This window comes from Okeania sp. SIO2B3, from assembly GCF_010672525.1.
GTDB lineage: Bacteria > Cyanobacteriota > Cyanobacteriia > Cyanobacteriales > Microcoleaceae > Okeania.
Genome location: NZ_JAAHGH010000026.1, coordinates 22,070 through 45,800 on the forward strand (window position 1 = coordinate 22,070; position 23,731 = coordinate 45,800).

13 protein-coding genes and 1 rRNA gene are annotated in these 23,731 nt (G+C 38.2%); 8 read left to right on the plus strand and 6 right to left on the minus strand.

Translation table 11 applies throughout. The features are described from left to right. The first annotated feature begins 90 nt into the window (after positions 1-90). From F6K15_RS18770 to F6K15_RS18785, 4 genes are all read left to right on the plus strand, one after another. On the plus strand, positions 91-459 hold the full coding sequence (locus F6K15_RS18770; RefSeq protein ID WP_293063155.1) for a hypothetical protein: 369 nt from the start codon (positions 91-93) through the stop codon (positions 457-459). Between the two features lie 242 nt (positions 460-701). Beyond that, positions 702-818, plus strand: a 5S ribosomal RNA gene (gene rrf, locus F6K15_RS18775). A 591-nt stretch (positions 819-1,409) separates the two neighbouring features. After that, positions 1,410-1,901 (plus strand): hypothetical protein, encoded by a 492-nt coding sequence (locus F6K15_RS18780; RefSeq protein WP_293063157.1) that lies wholly within the window; start codon positions 1,410-1,412, stop codon positions 1,899-1,901. Positions 1,902-2,238: 337 nt separating this feature from the next. Next, on the plus strand, positions 2,239-2,472 hold the full coding sequence (locus F6K15_RS18785) for a hypothetical protein (protein ID WP_293063159.1): 234 nt from the start codon (positions 2,239-2,241) through the stop codon (positions 2,470-2,472). A 289-nt stretch (positions 2,473-2,761) separates the two neighbouring features. Here the strand turns inward: F6K15_RS18785 and F6K15_RS18790 are convergent, their stop codons facing one another. From F6K15_RS18790 to F6K15_RS18800, 3 genes are all read right to left on the minus strand, one after another. Beyond that, a complete protein-coding gene (locus F6K15_RS18790) occupies positions 2,762-3,790 on the minus strand; it encodes a C39 family peptidase (protein ID WP_293063161.1) in 1,029 nt (342 codons plus the stop codon). A gap of 588 nt (positions 3,791-4,378) precedes the next feature. Further along, positions 4,379-5,677, minus strand: coding sequence for a pitrilysin family protein (locus tag F6K15_RS18795; RefSeq protein ID WP_293063162.1), 1,299 nt, complete (start codon positions 5,675-5,677; stop codon positions 4,379-4,381). A 749-nt stretch (positions 5,678-6,426) separates the two neighbouring features. Next, the gene (locus tag F6K15_RS18800; RefSeq protein WP_293063164.1) at positions 6,427-7,935 is read right to left on the minus strand and encodes an FAD-dependent oxidoreductase; all 1,509 of its coding nucleotides are present in this window, start codon (positions 7,933-7,935) and stop codon (positions 6,427-6,429) included. Positions 7,936-8,231: 296 nt separating this feature from the next. On the opposite strand from F6K15_RS18800, the gene F6K15_RS18805 reads away from it, so the two are divergent. After that, entirely contained in the window at positions 8,232-8,465 is a 234-nt protein-coding gene (locus F6K15_RS18805) for a zinc ribbon domain-containing protein (protein WP_293063165.1), read from the plus strand. A 316-nt stretch (positions 8,466-8,781) separates the two neighbouring features. Continuing rightward, positions 8,782-11,493, plus strand: coding sequence for an RNA helicase (locus F6K15_RS18810; protein ID WP_293063167.1), 2,712 nt, complete (start codon positions 8,782-8,784; stop codon positions 11,491-11,493). A 306-nt stretch (positions 11,494-11,799) separates the two neighbouring features. On the opposite strand, the gene F6K15_RS18815 is transcribed toward F6K15_RS18810, so the two are convergent. Beyond that, positions 11,800-11,967 carry a hypothetical protein gene (locus F6K15_RS18815; protein WP_293063169.1) on the minus strand — a complete coding sequence of 56 codons (168 nt, stop codon included), beginning with the start codon at positions 11,965-11,967 and terminating at the stop codon, positions 11,800-11,802. Between the two features lie 399 nt (positions 11,968-12,366). Here F6K15_RS18815 and F6K15_RS18820 point away from each other — a divergent pair, with 399 nt between their 5' ends. Beyond that, positions 12,367-12,495: a hypothetical protein gene (locus tag F6K15_RS18820; RefSeq protein ID WP_293063171.1), complete on the plus strand. Its 129-nt coding sequence runs from the start codon at positions 12,367-12,369 to the stop codon at positions 12,493-12,495. A gap of 779 nt (positions 12,496-13,274) precedes the next feature. On the opposite strand, the gene F6K15_RS18825 is transcribed toward F6K15_RS18820, so the two are convergent. Then, on the minus strand, positions 13,275-15,119 hold the full coding sequence (locus tag F6K15_RS18825; protein WP_293063173.1) for a bifunctional serine/threonine-protein kinase/formylglycine-generating enzyme family protein: 1,845 nt from the start codon (positions 15,117-15,119) through the stop codon (positions 13,275-13,277). Between the two features lie 2,471 nt (positions 15,120-17,590). On the opposite strand from F6K15_RS18825, the gene F6K15_RS18830 reads away from it, so the two are divergent. After that, positions 17,591-21,070, plus strand: coding sequence for a family 10 glycosylhydrolase (locus tag F6K15_RS18830; protein WP_293063175.1), 3,480 nt, complete (start codon positions 17,591-17,593; stop codon positions 21,068-21,070). Positions 21,071-21,807: 737 nt separating this feature from the next. Here the strand turns inward: F6K15_RS18830 and F6K15_RS18835 are convergent. Next, positions 21,808-23,634: a pentapeptide repeat-containing protein gene (locus tag F6K15_RS18835; RefSeq protein WP_293063177.1), complete on the minus strand. Its 1,827-nt coding sequence runs from the start codon at positions 23,632-23,634 to the stop codon at positions 21,808-21,810. Between the last annotated feature and the right edge of the window lie 97 nt (positions 23,635-23,731).

Sequence of the window (23,731 nt, forward strand, 5' to 3'; positions counted from 1 at the left end):
CTCCCTGACCTATCCGTGTATCCGTGCCATAATCAGTGTGAGCCACTCCCCTTTTATCCTTAATCAAAAAATATAAAATCAAAAATTAATATGCAACAATCCATGGAATTTTTAACAGCGGAGGAATCTGCTCAAGTTGATGCAGCGCTCCTAACTTCCAAAGACAAGTTTTCAACGCGACTGGCCATTTATTCATTGAGGTGTCTGAAGCAAATAGCAGAGGAAACAGGTTTAACTCCAGATGAAATACCTTCAGAGCAGATAACTACTTGGATTCAAAAGGATGAGAATATTAAGCACAATTTAGATGTGGATGCTAACTTTGAGAGCTTTTTTACTAGGTTAGTCATCTCCTCGTTACGTCCTTTAAAGGAGGTTGCTCAAGAATCTGGCGTACCCCTTCAAAATTTGACAGTCCAACAGGTTGTTAAGTGGTATGAGAAAGAGGATATTCATTAATGAATAATGGATAATGGATAATTACCTTAATTTATCTGAATTTCTGCCCTGCTTCCCTACCCCCCTACTCCCCCACTCCCCTGCTCCCCTTGGCCGAAAATTCAGAGATTTAAAAAAATTTGCTTAGGGGGTTGACATTTCTGAAAAAGATATTTATAGTAATAAATGTAAGGAAAAGAAAGCGCCTAATACCTTAAGCGGTTAAAGGCAAAAATAATTAAACGATGTAATTATCAGCTTTTCCTGGTGTCTATGACGTAGTGGACCCACTCCGATCCATCCCGAACTCGGAAGTTAAACGCTACGGTGGCGAAGATACTTGGTGGGTAGCCGCCCGGTAAAATAGCGCGATGCCAGGTTAAATATAAACAAAGGTTCTCTCAGCGATACGAGGGAACCTTTGTTTTTTTGGTGAGTTTATTTAGGGCTTGCTGATTAAATCTAAAAGCATTGACAGATAAAGGTTGTAGCATTTTTAGGTCTAAAAAAGTGTGAGCTTTTCGGTGGAAAAAGTTCAAAAAGCTAGTATTTTGGGACGATTATGGCAGAAAAATCAAGGGACAAAACGCCCGCCCCTACCTCCTCTATAATTCCCATTTCTCCTGACTCCTGACTCCTGACTCCCCTCCTGGGAGGGGCCCGCGGGTGGGTTGACTCCTACCCTCACCCATAAGACTAGTGAAGCGCAAACCCTATTTAATTTATAGCGATTTATAGCGGGGTAGTCCTGCATGGTAATGCTGAACATATATATTTTTTAATTTCTCCCACACTTTAATCTCCCCATCTCCCGCACTCCCCACACTCTCTCTACCATTGTTAGATTATGTCAATATTCGCCCAAATTTTTGGAGACAAAAGATTATATTTAACTACATTAAGACTATATTTGTGTTGAATGTTTATGATACTATCCTGAAGACTAATCTTATTCCTGATTACTAATAACTATGAGCGATTTATCTGGAAAAAAAGTAGAATTTCCTGAATTTTATCGACAGACATATGGTTTATCCTATGCAGAAGAAATAGCTACTCTTAAATATGGCTATGCGATGTTGACTATTGCTGGAGCAGATGGAGAAGTAAGCGTTGCAGAAATGAATTGGTTGATAAATCATCAACGTTCTATAAATGTGCCAGAAGAAATTATTGAGGCATACAAAGTATTTGACTATAAAAATGCTAACTTGGAAGAGTATGTTCCTGATATTAATAAATGTGATGTGCCTTTTAGTGTTCCTAGGACATTAATTTTTGATGCCATTCAAATGTGTAGAGCAGATTCAGAATTCGCCACTCAAGAACAAATGGCAGTCAAAAAAGCAGCTAAACTTTTAGGAGTTCCTGATGATATTGTATTAGCTCTAAACCGTCTGGTGGATCAAGAAGAAAGCCTAAATGCTATGCGGAGAGCATTGCTGGAGACAGAGAAATTATAATTAGGGTTTGCGCTTCACTAGTCTTTTTGCTCTTTGTAGGAGACAGGGGACAACCCACCCGCGAGGCCCGACAGTGGAGGGGAAGACAGCTATACTGGAGAAATGGGAATGTAGAGGAGGTAGCGGCTAAGTTTTGTCCCAAAATTGTTATGCCCAACTCTTGCACAAAATGCTAGTTTTTTGAGCAATCTTTACCGAAAACAGGCGCACCCCTTTCAACCTAAAACAGCTAAAACCTTTATCTATCAATGCTTTGATATTTAATCAGCAATCCCTAATTATAGTCGGAATTAAAACTAATTATATTCTACTGAGAGCTTGGATTTACATAAAATTCTTGATATTTCAGGTAAACCAACTCTCTTTAGACAAAACTATTAAACTTGTCATATCACCAAAAGTAATATTAGACAATTTATTAAAAGATTGGTTGCTAGAAGATATTGGCAGGGGCGATCGCACAACTTCTGGCCTATTTGTAGGAGATGAAGTAATTCTAGAAATAGGCCATTGGTTAGTAAAGGAAATAGGAGTCATCACAGGTTTAGCCATCGCAGCTAGGGTATTTTAACTTCTGGTGCTAGAGGTATTGGGAAAATGATAGGTTTTAAGTTTTATACCAATTTGAAAAAAGAATACTACAAATACATCTCGAAAATATATGCTTAAAAATAACCGATTCAATTCATTTGAGTCAATCCTCTTCTTTTCAAGGAGGGGTAATAATTAATAATTAATAATTAATAATTAATAATTAATAATTAATAATTAATTGTTGAAAATACCGATGCCACCAGACTTGATATTAGTATATTAGTCTTTTTTTATTCTTCCTTCTTCCTTCTTTCCTCTTCCTTCTTCTACTTTGAAATAAAATGTACCCAAAAACTCCCATCTGGCATACAAACATTCCGAATTAATCGGTAAGAATAATGTAAATAAGCACCACTTAAGTCAGTACGATATCCAGTAGAAAACCATTCCCCATAAGGGTCATGGATAAATAATCCTTCATTATCAAAACCAACACCAACAATTAGATGACCAAAAGAAGTAAAATAACTCTGTATAGCCACAGGAAATCCTGCTATTAGCCAATCTTTAACCTCTTCAATAGTGGCATTAGTTTTAAAATTATCTCTACACCCATAATCTCTAACAATTCTAGCTAAATCAGTTGGACTATGACGACTGTAACCTTGATTTAAAGCATATTCATAAAGTTCCTCTTCAAATTGACCATAATTAGACTTTCGATTAGCCTGCAAAAACTCTAAACAGGAAGCGATAGAAGTAATATTACATAAACCTGTAGGATTATACCAATCATCTAGTTGAGATTTGTAGGGAACCTTAATTCTAACAGTATCTGGTTTAAGCTTGGGATGCACAAGTTGATTATTTTCAAAAATTTCAATGTATTTTTCATGAATATACCAAACACCAGAACTATTATGCTTATTATTTCTAAATGCAATTCTGAAGTGATTTCTAACTGGAACATAAGCCAAAAGTTGAAATTCTTGATTAGCCGCAATATAGTGTTTTTCTGACTCAGTTAATTGAGAAGATTGAAGGGGTCTAGACTTAAGAATAGTATCTTTTTTAGTTTTGAGGATAATTGGGACAGCCGGAATATTTGCTTCCTTGGCCTCGAATAACTTTTTCGTAGTTTTCTCACCTAAATATCCAGCCTCACCGCTTTTTTGATCCACTTGAAACCGATGAAGTGCTGCTGTAGTTAAGGGGCCAAATATACCATCTACTGGAGGGTTAAGCATATTTAGGTCCACAAGTATGGCCTGAATCTCGCGAGTCAGGTTTTCATCATCAGCGAGGGTTTTAACATCGTACTTGAGGTCTGTTCTCAGAAAGTCTTGGAGTTCCATGCTAGATTAATGATAACTAGGAAATAGCTAATCAGCAGCATAGTACACTCTGACTCTAGACTCAACTCGGATATGGGACACTTTTGAGAAGGAGTTGGGCAGTCGGGAGACAGAATTGAGGCGTTGCTGAATACTTGGATGATTTTGGCTGACACGGGGACACGGGGACACGGGGACACGGGGACACGGGGACACGGGGATTATGGTTTCTGCTCTCTGACAAAATCATCCCGCAATTATGCAATGCCGAATTAATTATTGGGAGGAGCTAAAGGGAAGTCGCTACCTCTTAGATAAACTAGACCTTCACGCACGGGAGCAAGATGCTCCCACTGGCCAAAAACTGAATCTTGACAGACTACTACTTTTGATTGCTCGGTGCGTTAAGGCGAACATTTTCAATTTAACAAAATTGTATCGGAATAGTTATTACCATTTGTTTAGTCTTCACTTTCCTCCTGACTCCTGACTCCTCCGTAGTTATTTATCACTGTTCAACCGGACATGATATAAGGGACTAGCAAAAAAATAGCTTACCAGATCGTCTTTTGTGCAACAAAGCCATTATTAATTATTAATTGTTGAAACCTACTTAGGGCGAAACGCTATTACTCCATAAGCATCAACAGACAAATATTTTGATGCCGCCTGTTGAATATCTGACGAGTCAAGTGCCTGAATATGTTGAGGATAACTGAGTGCGGGTGCTAAGTCTCCCACTATTGAGTGATAGTAACCATATAAATTAGCTCGATCGCTTGGTGTCTCATTGGCAAAAACAAACCTATTGGCAACTAATGTCCGAATACGTTGAATTTCTGTTTCTGTCACTGACTCTTGTTGGATAGTATGTATGTGGTGAGCGATCGCTGCTTCTACTTCAGCTAAATTTTCTTCTGGAAGAAGAGCAGATATATAGAAAATTCCTTGATGACGATGACTCATATTACTCACACCAATAGAATAAACCAAACCTCGCTCTTCCCGTAAGTCACGCACCAGGCGAGATGTTTTCCCCCGACTCAAAATAGTTGCCAATACATCTAAGGTATAAGTTTCATGTAATTGAGTTAACCCAGGTACTCGCCAAAGCATCATTAACCTTGCTTGTTGAAGAGCTTCGTCAACTACTTCATGGCGAACTATTTTTGTAAAAGGTGCTTCTGGGGTGAAATTATTTGTGGGTGGTAGTGGAGGTATTTCTGGAATATTTTGGCTGTTTTCTGCTTCGGTAAATGAGTTGGCAACGATATCAATTAATTCTTCTACTGGTAAATTTCCGACTACAGTAGCAGTCATGGAAGTAGGTTGGTACCAGGTATGGTGAAAGTCGCGCATTTGTTGGGGTTGCAGTTGAGAAACAACTTCAGCAGGACCTAATACGGGACGACGATAGGGTAATTTTTCAAAGGCGGTTTCAATCGCTTTTCGGTAACAACGACGGTTAGGGTTATCATTTGAGCGCCGAATTTCTTCCAGTACAACAGACCGCTCTCTTTCAAAAGGGTCATCTGCAATGCTGGCATTGAGGAGTACTTCCCACTGCAAAGGTGCTAATTTGGCAAAGTCTTTAGGAGCAGTGGTAATGTAAAAATGGGTGTAGTCTTGGCTAGTGGCGGCGTTCATTACCGCACCTTGTTGTTCTACTAAGCGTTCAAATTCACCACTAGGGAGTTTGGGAGTGCCTTTGAAAATTATATGTTCGAGAAAATGGGCCATACCATTGATTGGTTCAGATTCAATAGCAGAGCCAACGTTTAGCCAAATATTGAGATTAACTGCTTCAACTGGTAGGTGTTCGGCAATTATAGTAAGTCCATTTGGTAATTGATGGATAGTAGGGGCGTTTAGAGATTCGAGGGTTGGTTGGACTAGGGTTGAGGTCATTCTTGATTTTTTCTGTGGTTTACTTTTCTCAATATATATATTAGACATCTCCAGAAAATAGGGAACAGGGAATAGGGAATAGGGAACAGGGAGAAATAATTCAGGACTTACGTATGAACGCTATTGGTAGGGTGTGTTAGCGGTAGCGTAACGCACAAAGCCCTATATGTATTGTCAGTGCCTAATTCCTATAGCAGAGGGAAGAAGGAAGAAGTAAGAGGGAAGAAGGAAGAGGGAGGAAGTAATATCATGTTCGGTTGAATACTTATAAATAACTGTTGTGAGGAAGACCGAGTCAGGAGTCAGGAGACAAGAAAGGAGGAATGCTTATGAAATATTGCACAATAGTATTGATAATTTCAGTATTTCTTTGGTACTGTCGGTACTGTCAGTCCTTAAATTTTACAGGACTTACGCAAATACACTACATATAGTAGATAAAAACTATAGCACTATGGTATATATAGTGTTTTATCATTAAAATGCGTAAGTCCTGTTTTATTTATAACTGACCCGTCCGAACATGATATAAGAGGGAAGGGAAGAGGGAAGAGAGAAGAAGGAAGAGGGAAGAGGGAAAAATATTGCTTTGTCTGAGTTTTCAGCTTTTGCTCTGTCGGTCTCTTTTCCTTCGACTGCTTTGAAGAAGGCAGCTATTAAGTACAAAAATTGGGATAATTTATTTTCTGCTATTCCCTTAAACCTGCAAAAGAAAAGATAAATATAGTAGGGAATAGGACACTGCTATATTACAACCAAATATTAGGAAATATTGATTTTCCTATCTCTCTGAACGACTTATTAATTGTCCTGGCAAATTGAATATGCTCTTCATCTTTTTCCACGGGAATAATATTAGCTTTCTGTCCTAATTTAAACTTATCTATTACTAAGTTAGCTGCTTCTAATCCTGTTACATAAGCTTTTTCCTGAGACCATGAACCGTGACAATTAACAATCCAATCTCCACTCATAAATACATTGTCAAAACTTGTTTTGGTAGGCAGTAAATATTGATAACTACCAGGAAAAAAGTGTGTGACTGCTTCTCTAACTCTAACCACACTTTGGTCAATAATTTCTGCTTCTATAAATTCTGGAATACAAGTTGCTAAATATGTCTGTACCATTTTAATAATTTCCCCATCGCTCAAAGGTAAAAACTGATTAGCATGATAAAAATCTACTTCTACAACTGTTCCTGGTTCATGGCGGAATTCGTCATGTAAAGTATTCAAGTCAAAAAACGTCCAGCCTGTAGTTGTATCAAATCCAAAACAAGCGTTAGAAGCACGAGGAATTGAAATTTTTCGGTCGAACCATAATCTGGTTCCTAATACATCAACTCCATTTAAATTATTAATATTCCTAAATTCTTGACGACTTTGCAGAGCTTCACTTCCTGCCATAATCTTTTTCATTCCACTAATACCAACAGCAAAAATAACTGCATCTGCTTCAAATATTTGGTCTTCACAAACAACCTTTGTTGCTTTGCCATTATCATCAACAATTAAGTCAGTAACTCGCTGTTTTGTCAGAACTTTGCCTCCCAGATTTTCGATATTTTCTACCCAAGGTTTAAATATCATTTCTCCTACAGTTCCCCGACACCAAACTACATCAAAATCTGGTTGATGAGCTAGGATAAAATAATATAACATTCCCAATGCAGCAGCCGCCGAACATTGTTCTCCCGGAGCAAATAAACCAACTAATAACATGGCGTTAAAAGCATCATCATATAATCTTTTAGTTACGCCATATTGTTTGAATAATTCTCTCGCTGTTACTGAATCATATCTTCGCCAAGCTTCATCCGAATTGTCAAAATCGATCACAGAATAAAGCAGTGGGAGAGCAGAAAGGCGATCGCTCAAGGGCAACCGTTTAAATTGAGTATAAATAAAAGTACCAAGAGGTGTTGGTAAAGGTGGTAAATCTTGAAAAATAGGTGATTCTACCTCTAACCCAGCAGGAGAATATTGAGCTGAACGAGTCCAAGGAGTAAATGGATCGAGGTTTAATTTCTTGACAAGAGAAAATATGTTATGGTATGGATACCAAAAACCATGTATGCCCACTTCTACGGAACGGCCTCCGGGAGTTTTCCAGCCAGCGACTAAACCACCGGGATAAGGGCCAGCTTCTAGAAGTGTAACGTCATAACCATTTTTGGCTAGGTGGTGAGTGGCTCCTAAACCAGCCCAACCAGCACCAACTACTACTATCTTTGGAGTTTGAGTTCCTATTGTCATACTACTTTTTTTTAAGTCAAAAATTCAGTAATTTTTGTGGATTTTCTCAAGCCAATTTTCAGGCGAGTTTCCCAATTTGCTTCTAATTTGCTTAATTTTCTAGTAGTTGTCAAGGCTGTGCATAGATAATATTTTGAAAGAGAAAGGATATGAGAAGAGATTTCAATAATTGATAATTGATAATGAATAATTGATAACTACCTCTCTCTAAAAGGAAGAGGATTGATGCGGTAGGGAAAACTTTTTCTTGTTTTTCATTTAAAGTAGAGGCTTTCAAGCTTAATTATAACGAAATATTGCCTTATGTTTGCTGGAAACGAGGTAAGTACTATTCCAAAGTTGACAAGAATTATACCTCTCAAGAATGTCCGTTATGTGGGCATATTCATAAGAAGAAATTGTCTGTTTGCGTAGCATTCCGTAGGAATAGAAAACATAATTGCAGCAACTGTGGTTATCAACTGAATCAGAATGTAGCTGCTGCACCCACCCCCATCCCCTCCCGGGAGGGGAGCAAGAGGGGTGGGTGAGGATTAATAGCCGTGTGCCCCACGGCCCGAGAAAAGCGCACTTCCTGCGCTGAGGGAACTTCAGCGTAAAGACCGAGCAAGAAAGCTTGTGAATATGGTAGTAGCGGGGGTAAAATTCAGTTTATTTGATTTGTTATCTAGCCCGAGAATCTGTGATACAAGAATCTCCCGTTATAATCTCCGATTTAAGGGTGAGAGTGTCAATTTGAGAGATGTAGTTAAAATTAAAAGATAAAGTCTATTTTTTACTCGTTAATTAAAAAAAAAGAATAGACAATATCACAAAACCTGTATAAAGTCAAGAAAATAAACATTAGTGTCATACTCAACCCAGAACAGCCGAGAGCTGGATCTGAAGACCTTATTTCCATTTGAACTAGACAACTTCCAGAAAGAGGCGATCGTCGCCGTAAACGCTGGAAAATCCGTAGTTGTTTGTACCCCTACCGGCTCAGGCAAAACCCTAATTGGAGAATACGCCATCTACCGTGCCCTAAGTCGCGGGCGACGAGTATTCTACACCACACCCCTCAAAGCTCTGTCAAACCAAAAATTGCGGGACTTCCGGGAAAAATTTGGAGCAGACAAAGTAGGGTTAGTCACCGGAGATACCTCTGTCAATAGGGAAGCATCAGTTCTAGTAATGACTACAGAAGTCTTCCGCAATATGCTCTATGGCACCCCCATAGGAGAAATAGGGACATCTCTAGAAAAAGTAGAAGCCGTAGTCCTTGACGAATGCCACTACATGAACGATCGCCAAAGAGGCACAGTATGGGAAGAATTAATAATTTATTGTCCACCAGAAATTCAACTATTAGCTCTCTCCGCTACAGTAGCCAACAGCGACCAGCTTACAGATTGGATTAATAAAGTACATGGGCCAACTGAACTGATTTACTCTGATTTTCGGCCAGTACCTCTCCAATTTAATTTTTCTAACAGTAAAGGTCTATTTCCTCTACTGAGCAATAACCAAAAAAGAGTAAATCCCTTGCTCAAGCCTAAAAATCGACATATAGGTAGAGATAGAAGAGAAAAACAATTAGAACCAATATTGCCGGCAGTATTATCTCAACTCAAAGAGCGGGATATGTTACCAGCTATCTACTTCATATTTAGTCGTCGAGGTTGCGATCGCGCAGTGGCAGAAATAGCACAAGTCAGCAATCTTACTTTGCTGGACGAAACAGAAACTATTCAACTGCAAAATTTAATTCAAAAATTCCTCAATAGTAACCCAGACCTAACTCACTCTAAAAGACTCGAACCCCTAAGCAGAGGTATAGCATCCCACCATGCGGGAATGTTACCAGTGTGGAAAGGTTTAGTGGAGGAATTATTTCAGCTAGGTTTAATCAAAGTAGTATTTGCCACTGAAACCTTAGCTGCTGGAATTAATATGCCAGCTCGTACTACTGTAATATCTAGCCTCTCTAAACGTACGGATGAAGGTCACAGACTGCTAAAACCATCAGAATTTTTGCAAATGGCAGGTAGAGCTGGACGACGGGGGATGGATGTTCAAGGTTACGTTTTAACTGTCCAGACTAGGTTTGAGGGTGCGAAGGAGGCATCTTACTTAGCAACTTCAGAAGCTGACCCTCTGGTTAGTCAGTTTACTCCTAGTTATGGTATGGTGCTGAATTTGCTGCAAACTCATACTTTGGAGGAGGCAAAGGAGTTAGTCGAACGTAGTTTTGGTCAATATTTATCTACTCTTTCTTTGGAAGCAGAACGTATAGAGATTGAGCAAAAAGAGGCAGAGTTAACTTCTTTGCAAAATAAATTAGGGATTTATGAACAGAATGATTTGGTAAATTTAGAGCAGTTGCTGAGAGATTATGAGAAGATACGGGAAAGAGTAAAAGAAGAAAAACGACTGCTGAAAATTTTGCAAAGGCAAGCCGATGAAAATCGCATTAAGGAGATGTCTTTGTCTTTGTCTTTTGCTCTATCAGGAACTATTATGAGTTTAAAAGGAAAGCACGTTCCTACTGCTAAGAGGTCTGATGCTAAACCTATTGCTGCTGCTTTAGTTGCTAAAATTCCTGGTTCTGGTCAGTCTTCTTACTATGTATGTTTGGGTAAGGATAATCGATGGTATGTTGTGGCAGCTATGGATGTTGTCGGTTTACACCCAGATGTACCCCGCTTAGTGGCGGTAGAACAGATGGAGTTGCCTGCTGAGATAGATTTTAGGTTGGGGCAATGCCGTAAAGGAGATGAAATTTATCTGAGTTTATCTGAACAAATTCCAGAAGTACCTCCACCAATAGATGCTCCAGAAGTTTTGGTGCAGATGCAGAAAGTGGCAACGGTGGAAGTAAATATTCAGGAACATCCGCTGAAGGAATGGGGAAGTCCTCGTATTTTGTTAAAGGGTTGGCGACGAATGGGTATATTGCAGATGGAAATAGGCGATCGCCAAACTGAGTTGGAGGATAAGTTGGCTCGTCATTGGCAGGAGTTTCTTAATCTGATTGAAATTTTGCAATATTTTGGTTGTCTGCATGAAGTTGTGCCTACGGAAATTGGTCAAGCTTGTGCCGCGATCCGAGGTGATAATGAATTGTGGCTTGGTTTGGCTTTGATGTCTGGTGTTCTTGATGAACTTGACCCTCATCATTTGGCTGCTGCTTGTGCTGCTCTGGTGATGGAAATTACTAGACCTGATAGTTGGTCACGTTATGATTTGTCTATGGAGGTAGAGGATGCTTTGGGTGGTTTGCGTAGTTTACGACATCAGTTATTTCAGGTGCAGCGTCGGTATCGGGTAAGTTTACCTGTTTGGCTGGAGAGGGATTTGATTAGTTTGGTTGAACAGTGGGCACTGGAGGTGGAATGGCAGGTGTTGGTGGACAATACGAGTCTGGATGAGGGTGATGTTGTCCGGATTTTACGTCGGACTCTGGATTTTCTTTCTCAGATTCCTCATGTGCCTCATTTGTCTGATGTTTTGCGACGGAATGCTTATCGGGCTATGCAGTTGATCGACCGTTTTCCTGTTAATGAGGAGGTTAAGTAGGGTTTGATGTTTCTAGTGCCACTACGCGGAAGTCAAAAGTCGTAGGGGCGAATGCCATTCGCCCTCAAAAGTATTGATTTATAAGGCTTTTAGGATTTTGGAACCAGTTATTTCCGCCATCCTGTACTAGGAGTTTAAATAACCTAGATTTTAAGAAGGAAGAGGCAAGAGAGAAGAATTTTGTGTTGTCTGAGTTTTCAGCTTTTGATATGTCTGCGCCTTTTCCTTCGACTGCTATTACTATTATTGTACAATAGTTGAATAAAAAGTCATGCGTAGGGGCGAGTAACGCCCAATGATTACATACTACCATGATTTTTTTGAGGATGCAAGGGGAAAATCATTGCCGATTTTTTTTTGAGCTTCACAGAATGCAGATTCTATATTTTGATTAGCGATCGCGACGGGGGAACGGAGTTTTATCTCTTTATTTGTCGATGGTAGAAAATTTTCTACCTTGTAGTAGGCCGACACGTCTCAAATGTTGGAATGGTAGAGGTCCGTTTTCCTTCAATTTAGTATTAATATTCAAGTTGTATCTGAGTTGAATAAAAAGTCATGTGTAGGGGCGAACAACTCCCAATGACTAAATCATATCATAATTTTTTTGGGGATGCAAGAGGAAATACCTTGCCGTTTTTTTGGAGCTTCACAGGATGCAGATTAATCATCCGTATATCTGTGGCAAAATCCTTGTCTGGCTAATGGGGTGAAAATTTTGCCTGTTGTTACTTCTTTTGGGAGTGCTTCACAAAGTGAGATTTTTTTTCTGGTGTTTTGATGGTGCAAGTATCTCTTCTATATATATATTCAGTGGCGATATGCTATTTGTACGTTGAATAAAAAGTCATGCGTAGGGGCGAACAACCCCCAATGATTAAATCCTATCATAATTTTTTTGGGGATGCAAGAGGAAATTCCTTGCCGATTTTTTTTGAGCTTCACAAAATGATGATTTTCTTTGTTTGTGAATTATTGAATATAGCGATCGCTTCTACATGAGTAGATATATTGATGTGTTGGTGGGGTGAAAATTTTTCGGTGTCGCCACTTCTTTTCTTCGTAGTGCTTCACAGGATGATAAGTTTTCTGATGTTTTGATTCTGATGTTTTGATAGTGTGAGTATCTCTATATATATTCAGTGGTGATATACTGTTTTTGAGTTGAATAAAAAGTCATGTTTAGGGGCGAACAACCCCCAATGATTAAATCCTATCATAATTTTTTTGGGGATGCAAGAGGAAATTCCTTGCCGATTTTTTGAGCTTCACAAAATGATAATTTTTCTTTGTTTGTGAATATAGCGATCGCTTCTGCATGATTAAAAAATATATTGATATTGATGGGGTGAAAATTTTTCGGTGGTCTAATGGTCGTGCATTGTGATTATTTTTGTGACAAAAACAGTGGGAGCATCTTGCTCCCGTACCAGATATTTCTTGCTCCCGTGCCAGATATTCCTTTTTCCTGTCGCTACTTCTTTTCTTGGTAGTGCTTCACAAGATAATATTTTTCTGATGTGAGTATCTCTTCTATATATATTCAGTGGCGATATGCTGTTTTTGCGTTGAATAAAAAGTCATGTGTAGGTGCGAGTAACCCCCAATAATTACATACTACTATGATTTTTTTAGGAATGCAAGGGGAAATTCCTTCCCGCCCGACTTAATTTTTAGAGCTTCACAGAATGCAGATTAATCATCCGTGTATCAGACAAGGATTTTGCCACGGATATACGGATGGATGCAGGAAAGAGGGAAAAGAATAAAGGGGAAGAATCCTAGTAACGAGGAGCAGAAACGACCGGAACAGACGAGACAATCCGAAAACCCCTAATGTAGTTGAGGTTGTCGGCAACGTTGCTGCCACGCACGGCACTCCGGCAAAGCCTAGAATAGAGGTACCAGCAACCACCACGGAGCATTCTTCTATTACTATCTCCCCCAGTTTCCCAAGCACTACCATCTGTAGGTGCACCTTCATAGTTGTCATGCCAAACATCCTGACACCATTCCCAGACATTGCCGTGCATATCGTACAAACCAAAAGCATTGGGTGGAAAAATTCCCACATCTGTTGTTCCTTGACCATATTGTTTAGGTTCACCAGCATAAGTAAAGTGGGAATGCAAGTTAACATTAGAGTTGTTGCGATTCAAGTTAACTAACTCAGACGTTATAGTTTCCCCAAAATAAAATGGTGTGCTTGTTCCTGCTCTACAAGCATATTCCCACTGACTCTCACTGGGTAAACTATATTTTTTGCCTGTTATTTCTGAGAGCTTCTGGCAAAACTCTGTCGCGTCGTTCCAACTTACTCTTTCTACAGGACGACTCGCACCTTTAAACCCAGAAGGATTATTTCCCATAATTGCTCCCCACTGTGCTTGAGTGACTGGATACTTTCCCATGAAAAATTCTGGCACATCTACATAATGTTGCGGACTTTCCCAATCAATTCTTTCTGCTTCCGTCTCTGGAGACCCCATGAGAAATCTACCTGCGGGAATTTTTACCATTTCCAGGATGACTCCATTGCCCAGGTTTTCTGTCATTACTTCTGCTTTACCTGGACTGTGACTAATTATTTCTCCTCTGACATTAACTGTCACAGTCTTAAATTTTTGAATGGAAATATTTGTATTATAGGTAGATGCTAATACTGTTTTTGCTTGTGTTGTTACTGGTATAGGTGTGGGTGTTGATATAAGTAGGGGTTGTTTTTGAGGAGAAGGAACTGCCAATACTGTTTTTACTTGTGTTGGTGTTGTTATCGGTGCTGGAATTGGTTGTAGTGAATTGGTAAAAACTAATGCTTCTAATACTTCTGTAGCATTTTCATAACGCTGTGGAAAATATTCATGTACCATCCTATCTAATATATTTGCCAGACGGTTACTTACTTTTGCTTCATTTCGCCAGATAACATTTCCTGTATTTGGGTCTGTTGGTAAATTTCCTGGGTTTTTACCAGTCAGTGCTTTTATTCCTACCATTCCTACTGCATATATATCGCTACTCAGTTTTGGTTTACCGATCGCCTGTTCGCTTGGCATATATCCTGGTGTTCCGAATGCCACAGTTAAGGTGGTTTTTCCTGGTTTGTTTGCTGTGGTTAATGCAGTTATTTCTTTGACTGCTCCAAAGTCGATTAATACTATTTTTTTGTCTGACTTACGACGCATCAAGTTTTCTGGTTTTATGTCTCGGTGAATTATATTATTTTGATGGGCTACTGCTAATGCTGATAATATTCCTTTTAGTAGGGTAATAGTATAAGACTCGCTTAATTTTTTCCCTGGTGTTAGTTCTTTGCTTATATCTTGCCCTTCGATATATTCTTGTACTAGATAAAATTCTGTTCTTTCTTGGAAATGAGCAAATAATTTTGGTATTTGGTCTGAGTCTTTTCCTAGTTTATATAAGGTTTCTGCTTCTCTCTCAAATAATCTTTGGGCAATTGTCAAAACTCCTGGATCTGAACTTTTAGGTGATAGATGTTTGACTACGCATTTTGGTTTGCCTGGTAAGTCTAAGTCTTGAGCTAAATAGGTATCTCCGAATCCTCCGCTTCCTAGAGTGTCGATAATTTTGTAGTGGTTTCTCAGGATTTTTCCAGACTGCATTTTCAGTTATCAGTTATCAGTTATCAGCTTTTTTAGTTATTAGTTACCAGTTATTAGACTTCTTCTTATTCAGTTATCAGTTATTCTTCAACAATTAGCATTAAAGAATTAAACTCATTCATTACTAATTACTTTAGTGGGCAAGTATGGTTTTTTGGCCTAATCTATTTGAGTATATATGAGCGCACCTTTCCCATTATATTTATAATATCATGTCAAGTTTTTTTGTCAACCCCCTTTTTTCAGTTATCAGTTATCAGTATCCAGTTAGTAGTAGGAGTTGAGAAATAGAATAAATATTTCATGGGTTGAAACCCTACTACAAACAAAGGAGATTTCAGTAACGCCCAAAAATTCAATGAATTATCGTACACAAATCATCAATTATTTCCCCCTACTCTGTAGGGACGTTGTATGCAACTACTACTCCCTCTTTTGTGGAGATATCTAACTAATCAGAATAATTAAAATAATTTTTTTGATGAGCGATCGCCTGTCGTTAAGATTTTGTACTAGAAATTGTTTTTCCCAATCTGATTTTCTATTAGTTCCTACTCTACTTTCATATTCTCTAGAATCATTAATTCTGTTACCTGTTATTAGAAGTTATGAGAATGTTTAGCAGAGAAATATGACTTTTCTGGACTAATTTTTTTGAGTATATATGAGCGCACCTTTCCCATTGTATTTATAGTATCATGTCAAGTTTTTTTGTCAACCCTGTTTTTCAGTTATCAGTTGTTGTACCAAGGGTTAAAAAAGAATGTTTAGAATAATCAGGATAATTAGAATACTTTCTTTGGTGAGCGATCGCCTGTCATTTATATCTTTGTACTAGAAATTGTTTTTCCCAACAGAATCAGGAATTATGCACGGAAACTAAATCCAGTGAGGGTAAATGATCATTCTTCCCCTACATATGGCATTTTCAATATTAATTTGCGTAAGTCCTGAGAATTTTGTATTCGTTCCTACTCTACTTTCCTATTATCTAGAATCATCAATTCTGTTATCGGTTATTAGACTGCTTAGTAGAAGAATATAGCTTTTTTGGCCTAATTTTTTTGAGTATATATGAGCGCACCTTTTCCATTATATTTATAATATCATGTCAAGTTTTTTTGTCAACCCCGTTTTTCAGTTATCAGTTGTTTTATCAAGGGTCATTTCAGTTATCAGTTAGTCAAGCTTTTATCTAAAATTAAAAGCAATAGCTGATTGCTGATAACGCAGTTCCTCCTACAGGAGGCTAGCTGACGGCTGTTAGCTCCGCATTCCGGAGGAAATGCTTACATTAGCAATAATCTTTAATTTTTATTTTACAAATTAGCTAAAACTTATATTCGTTAAGCTTTTCAGATTTTTCTTATTTTTTTTTGTACCTATAGATACTAAAAATAGTCATAGTAATTATCTATTAATTATCAGCAGTAGTTTTAATTCTATAGGAGTTTACTTTATCTGATACTGTATATTTAAACGCTTGGAAAGTTTTAAGTTTTTTCTGAGTTCAGCCTTTCTTTAATTGCAAGATATTTTCTGTATCATTCAAATCAAACTACTAAATTACCGAATAATGAAGAATTAATAATGAAGAATTAATAATGAAGAGTTGATAGTTAATAATTATTCATTCAACAATTCAGGTTTAAAGCCTCCCCCTTTGAAGGGGATAAAATCAAAAAAATGCTTTTAGTCAATCCTCTTATTTTAAGAATAGGTAATTTTAATTATTAATTGTTAATTGCTGAATGACACAAAGTTTTCATTTATTGCAATATTTTAGTAAGTTATATCAAAATACTTAAGGAAAATCATGGAAAATTAAATATAATTTTATCCTGAAAGTTAGTTGTATTTATTGATAAAGAATAAATAGACACTACTTAATTTTCACCTGTAGATTGATTAAATAAATTATGAGACAATTTTGAAAATCTAGTAAGTACTTATATTATTTATTTTATGTGTATAAAAATATTTTTATTTGACATAAAAGATTGAATATGTTAGAAAAAATAGTAATTGCCACCATATTTTGAGGAAATGAGAACAGATAAAACTGGCCTCAAGTCTGCTAAATAAATTAATTTTTAAGATGAAATCAAAATGCCTAATATTTCTAAATAAAAAATTTATGAAGTTAACTAAAGTAGAGAATTGCAATTAATTTATGGATAAATATGAGTTTCTCAATCATTTCATGCTAATAAAACTTATCAGAAAGAAACAACTTGTGAAATAAAATAACTATTAGAGGTTGTCTGAGAAGTCCAATATGCTAGATCCAAGCCCCCTAAATCCCCCAAAATTGGGGGACTTTTAGAAGCAAATTGACTCTTGTTCCCCCCAAAGTTGGCTTGCTCGGGGGGCAAAATTCAGTATCAAAAAACTTTTCAGATATCCTCTTAATTAAAGCAATTATTAATGAATTTTATTTGAATACTTATTTAATTAAATCAAGAAGAGTAATGAGTAAAAAAAAGCCTATATATAAACAACTTTTACTACAGCTAACAAGTGGCTTACTAAGTTTAATTGTACTGTTACCAACCCCAAGTAGAGCTAATACTTTATTAGGAATAATTCGAGATGATGGCAATACAGATGAATGGAATAACATCATTACACGAATACGCAATCTAGGTATTAGTTATGAACCTATTGATTTAAGACAAATTAATACAGTAGCTGACCTATCTGGGGTGAAAGTTATCTTTTTACCAAACATTGAAACCTTAACTGAAACTCAAGTAGACATTATAGAAGAGTGGGTAAAACAGGGAGGGAAATTAATAGCTAGTGGCCAGGTAGGGAGAAAATCTAAACCAGGGGTAAGGCAAGAATTGCGATCGCTTCTTGGGTCTTATTGGGCTTTTCCATTGAGTCAACCTGCAATACCGGAGGCAAGATATCGTTGTTTAGATATTGCTTGCAAAAAGTCTACAAGTTGGGCACCCATGGGAAATGACCAAGATACTGTTGAGGGTGGAGTATTAATTCCGGCAGGGTTAAGCAGCACAACTGCAGCTACTTGGAAAGGAAGTTCGGGTTCTTCAGCGGTAGTTATTACTCCTCAAGCAACTTACTTTGGTTGGAACTGGGGTAGTAGTACCTCTGCAACGTTAGATAGTGCTTGGTTGCAAGCTGTGTTAAATCGCTATCAGAGTCAGCCACAATTTACAGCCAGAAATAATAATCCATTACCCACAGCGAATAGTAGTCCGACTGCTCCCATTACTCCTAGCACTAACCCAGTTAAAATTAGACCCCGTATTTCCTCTGCACCACCAAGGACTGAAAAGACAAATCCAGTTAGAGTTCAACCTAGAACTGCAGCAGTAAATACAAATCAACCTTCTACTACAACTCAAAATTCGACTGAAAATACCAATCAAGTTAGAGTTCAACCTAGAACTGCACCAGTAAATTCAAATATAAATCAACCTTCGACGACAACTCAAAATTCGACTGAAAATAGGGATCAAGTTAAAGTTCAACCTCAAACTGCACCAGTAAATTCAAATATAAATCAACCTCCGACGACAACTCAAAATTCGACTACCGCTCAAGATAATATTTGGCTAAGAAGTCAGCAACAACAGACAACCACCGAACAAAAACCGCCACAACCAGATCAAGCATCAGGAAAATTAGGTAGTCAAAATAATAATTTAACCTCACAGACAAGTACAGTTCCTAAGAGTAATAATGTTTGGAACAGATTTCGAGAACAGATAGACCGACAAAACCAGCAAGCTGAAAATATCAGTACCAAGGAAAGCGTCGTTAATTCACTGGAAAACTCTAGTTCAGAAACGGCAAATAATAGAGACAATATTTGGAACAGAGCTAGACAACAAACTAAACAACAAAATCAACCAACTGAAAATATCAGTACCAAGGAAACCAATAACCCTACTTCAGAAACCTCGAATAATAGAGGCAATATTTGGAATAGATCCAGACAACAAACAACTACATCATCCTCTCGCCGTAACCCCCTAGCTGCCATACTCCGACCTTTACCCCCACCAGAGGTACAAGTACCAAACTCCCAAACAGACCCTTCATCAACATCAGCACCTGCGGGTTTAGAAGTCAGACAAGGAAACTATCCAATTAGTAGAGCAGAAGCTAATGCAATGTTGCAAGAGTTAAATAATCTCTTGGGTAGATTTGAAAGTGCTTTAGTTGCAGCAAAATCAGCAAATGTAGAAGTGAATTTGTCAGCAGATAAAGGTAGTTTGGTAGCTACCAATAGCGATCGTAGTACATTTATTGCTCAAAGAAATCGAGAAATAAGTGATGCTCAACAAATAGTCGAACGAGCACGCTTGACAATTCAAAGATTCCCCCAACAGGTAGCATCCAAACAATATGCTACTGCCAGAAGTCAATGGCTGCAAACAAGGCAAATGTTGTGGCAGAATTATCCCACTGATGGAGAAAGAGCAGGAGCTGAGATTAGAGCTGTGTGGTTAGACAGGGGTACAATTGTGAGGGCGCGGTCAGAACGTGGTCTGGCAATGGTATTTGACCGACTTGCTGCTGCTGGTATTAATACTGTTTTCTTTGAAACTCTGAATGCTGGTTACACAATTTATCCTAGTAATGTTGCTCCCAGACAGAACCCTTTGACAACTTCCTGGGACCCACTTGAGTCTGCTGTTAAATTAGCTCGCGAGCGGAATATGGAGATACACGCTTGGATCTGGACGTTTGCGACGGGGAACAAGGCCCATAATCGTGCTCTCGGTCAGCCAGATAGTTATTTGGGTCCGGTGATTTCAGCTCACCCCAATTGGGTGATGACTGATAATAAGGGTCGTAAAAGACACCCTTCTGATGGCAAAGTATATATGGATCCTGCTAATCCTTATGTTCGACAATATCTGCTGAAGATAATAGATGAAATTGCTAGTCGCTATCAGGTTGATGGGATTCAACTTGACTATATTCGCTATCCTTTTCAAAATCCTGGTCGGAATTTTTCTTATGGTTACAGCACGACAGCTCGTCAACAGTTTCAGCGGTTACATGGTGTAGACCCGATGAAGATTTCTTCACGCGGTCGCCAAAATAGGTGGAAGTGGACTGAGTTTAAGATTAATCAAGTTAATAGTTTTGTGGCGGATACTTCTAAATTTCTCAAACAGAAATATCCAAGGATGATTTTGTCGGCGGCGGTGTTTCCTTTTCCACGCCATGAGCGTTTTGATAAAATTCAGCAAGATTGGGAGAGTTGGGTTCTCAGGGGTGATATTGATTTGTTGACTCCGATGACTTATGCTTTGGATACGAATCGTTTTCAGCAAATTACGCAACCGCTGACCAGTACGCGAGTATTAGGTAGTACTTTGATAACGCCTGCAGTTAAGCTTTTGAATCTTCCTGAAATTGTTGCGGTTGACCAAATTCAGGCGGCGAGGGATTTGCCTACAGGGGGTTACATTATTTTTGCTGCTGAAAGAATTACTGGGGGGTTACATGGATTTTTGACTCGTACTCAGGGAGGACCGGAAACTGGGAAGAATAATAGAGCTTCGTTAAGTACTTTTGCGAACCCTTCTCATGTTGTGGAGGGTATTATTCCTTATCGACAACCGTTTGTAGCAGCAGCAGATCGTTTTCAAGCTTTGAAAAAGGAATGGAGTTTTTTGTTGGCAAATGAGAAACTTTCTATAAGGCAGTCTGAACTTGAGAGTTGGGGGGTTAAAGCTGAGGAGTTGGCAGCAGATTTGAATCAATTGGCTGAAAATCCCGATAATAGTAATTTGAATCAAGCTAGAAATAGTTTGAGAAGATTTCAGTTACAGTTTAGGGGTTCTATGGGTGTTCATGCTAGGGAAAATGCTTATCAAGTTCAGACTTGGCAAAATCGTTTAGCTGCTTTGGAAATGTTGTTAAATTATGGCGAGCGAGTGCGGTTAAAAAGTGGGAGATTTTAAGTTGGGTAGTTGTGTTGATAGGTAAGCATTTTCTGCGGAATGCTGCGCAAACAGCCGTCAGCTATTAGCTATTATCAGGACTTACGCAAAGACACTGTGTATAGAGTCCAGTAACTATTGGACAATAGTTATGAGTACTATATATAGCGTATCTGCGTAAGTCCTATATTATATCATGTCTGGATAATTAGTGATGAAAAAACTTATCCTCTTGCTTACAGCGCTTTTGCTCATTGATAAACTACATCTTCACAAATCAAACCTTGCAGGGACGTTCCATGGAACCTCCCTACTGTGCTCTACCGTACAGGAAAACTGCTGTAAACAGTAAATTTTCTATTTTCTCTACTCCCCTACTCCCCTACTCCCCTACTATCTTAATAATAAGTATTCAACCGGACATGATATTAGCTATTAATGTTGGGAAAGGTAAAAGCAACCTTTGAAATTGAGTTTGAGTAAAAAGTTACTGTCAAAGTCTCCGGACCCAACATCAACATCAACTATTTTTGGCACAAAATTTTGAAAACTTAGTATTAATTTTTCTTGATCAATTTCACACCAATATCTTGAAGAACTAAGGAAGTTATCCAAATCAATCTCGAAGACTGAAACATCTAAAATGGTGCGTTACGACGGATTGTTAAATGCCTTTCACGCTCAAGATTTCACCCGTCTAACGCACCCTACAAATTTTGCTATATGTGGTGGTTATGCGTAAGTCCTGAATTATTCAACTACTCATTCAAACTACCATCAGGCATAATTGCCCCTTGCAAATTTGCCCCTTGCAGATTTGCTTTTTCAATATTTGCTCCTTGTAAATTGGCATTCTTCAGGTTAGCTCCCTTGAGGTTAGCTCCTTGAAGGTCAACACCCATTAACTTAGCACCAGTCAAATTTGCTCCTGCTAAGTCTACTCTCCTGAGGTCAGCATCTTTTAAAATTGCCCCCCTGAGATCGACACCTCGGAGACTAGCACGACTGATCATTGCCCCACCTAAATTCGCTCCTCTTAAATTCGCTCCTTTGAAATTCGCTCTAGTGAGTTTAGCATCTTTGAGATTAGCCACTTGCAAATTAGCAGCTTGCAAATTAGAACTCATCAAATTTGCACCAGATAAATTAGCTTGTCGTAAGTTAGCATTTTCTAATACTGCCCTCATTAAAGTTGCTCCACCAAGGAAAGCTCTTTCCAACTTGGTATTTTGCAAATTAGAACTCACCAAATTTGCTCCCTCTAAACGAGCGTGAGACAAATTAGCTTGCTGTAGTTTAGCTTTAATTAGGTTTGCTCCTTGAAGTTGCGCACCTTTGAGGTTGGCATTTTGCAATCTGGCTTCCCTAAGTTCGATACCTCTCAAATTAGCTTTGAATAAATCTGCTTCTCGCAAATAAGCATCTTCAATTTTGATAGCTGCCAAGTTTGCACCACGAAGGTTACAACCTTGACATTCTCCAGTTGTTCGTAATTGCTCTACTGCACTCTTGCCCGAAATTTTTTGGATAGCAATTTCCTGTGGAGGTCTTTCCGTTATTGGGGAATTCGTTTGTTGTCGTTGCTGTCGAAAAACTGTTAAACTTGTAGCTAGTATAGCAAGAGCCGCAATACTAGCCATTCCGACTATTGCAGATGTTTTTACAGGTTTCATTGCCATCGCTAAATTCCGAAAATTAGTAGCATCGCCAAACATAGGAATTGGTTTCAGCGCGGCTATTGCTGCTGCTGCATTTTCAAAGCGGTCTTTGCTATTGGGAGATACCATTTTCTCTAGCCACATTGTGAATAATGTACTCAGTTGTGGCATTAATTTTTTGACGTTGAAATTATAGTTGCGGTCTATTAATTTTTTGATATCTGTACTGCGGGTACCGGTTAATAAGCAGATCAAGGTTGCGCCTAAACTATATAAGTCAGAATTTATAGTGACAGTACCATTTAATTCTTGTTCTGGTGACATAAACCCTGGAGTACCACTTATACCATCACTTAAAATATCTTCTATTCCTATACGCGCAGAACCAAAATTAATTAAATGTGCAATAGGGAATCTTTCTCCGTGGGAGTGGGTATCAACTAATATATTTTCTGGTTTGATATTGCCGTGAATAATTGGTGGAGTTTGCTTTTGTAAATGAACTAAAATTTCTAAAGTTGAAACAGCAATTTGCTTGATTTGTTCGGGAGTAAAACTTCTTCTTTCTGCTAAAGAATTGCCTGTTTGATATTTTGTAATTAAGCAAAATCCTTCGGTGGTTTCTAAAGAGTCTACATAATTGGGAATACGAGGATGTTGTAGTTGTTTGAGAATTTCTACTTCTCGTTCATAAGCTTCAAACCCTGCCCAATTTGCATCACTATCTGCAAAACGAAATTCTTTAATGACAACCTCTTGGTCTTGTTTGAGAGCTAGTCCTTGGTATGTCACTTCTCCTTCGTTTTGGTGACGTTCTATTTCTCGAATAATTTGATAGCCTTGGCTAGAAAGATCTTGTTTCATGTTAATAGTACCACCGTTTTTTTCTACCTGTAAATGGGGCGCTAATGCAATAAATCTATTCAAATATTATATCATATTTTTGATTGAGTAGCAATTACAGATGGTCACTATTCCTCATTAGCAGAGGGCAGGAGGCAGAAGGCAGAAGGTCTAATAGCTG

Bases quoted from the DNA above. Each gene is read 5' to 3' on its own strand.
- F6K15_RS18800 (WP_293063164.1), bottom strand. From the start codon at position 7,935: ATGACAATAGGAACTCAAACTCCAAAGATAGTAGTAGTTGGTGCTGGT.
- F6K15_RS18790 (WP_293063161.1), bottom strand. From the start codon at position 3,790: ATGGAACTCCAAGACTTTCTGAGAACAGACCTCAAGTACGATGTTAAA.
- F6K15_RS18770 (WP_293063155.1), top strand. From the start codon at position 91: ATGCAACAATCCATGGAATTTTTAACAGCGGAGGAATCTGCTCAAGTT.
- F6K15_RS18825 (WP_293063173.1), bottom strand. From the start codon at position 15,119: ATGCAGTCTGGAAAAATCCTGAGAAACCACTACAAAATTATCGACACT.
- F6K15_RS18820 (WP_293063171.1), top strand. From the start codon at position 12,367: ATGATTAAATCCTATCATAATTTTTTTGGGGATGCAAGAGGAAATTCC.
- F6K15_RS18780 (WP_293063157.1), top strand. From the start codon at position 1,410: ATGAGCGATTTATCTGGAAAAAAAGTAGAATTTCCTGAATTTTATCGA.
- F6K15_RS18795 (WP_293063162.1), bottom strand. From the start codon at position 5,677: ATGACCTCAACCCTAGTCCAACCAACCCTCGAATCTCTAAACGCCCCT.
- F6K15_RS18830 (WP_293063175.1), top strand. From the start codon at position 17,591: ATGAGTAAAAAAAAGCCTATATATAAACAACTTTTACTACAGCTAACA.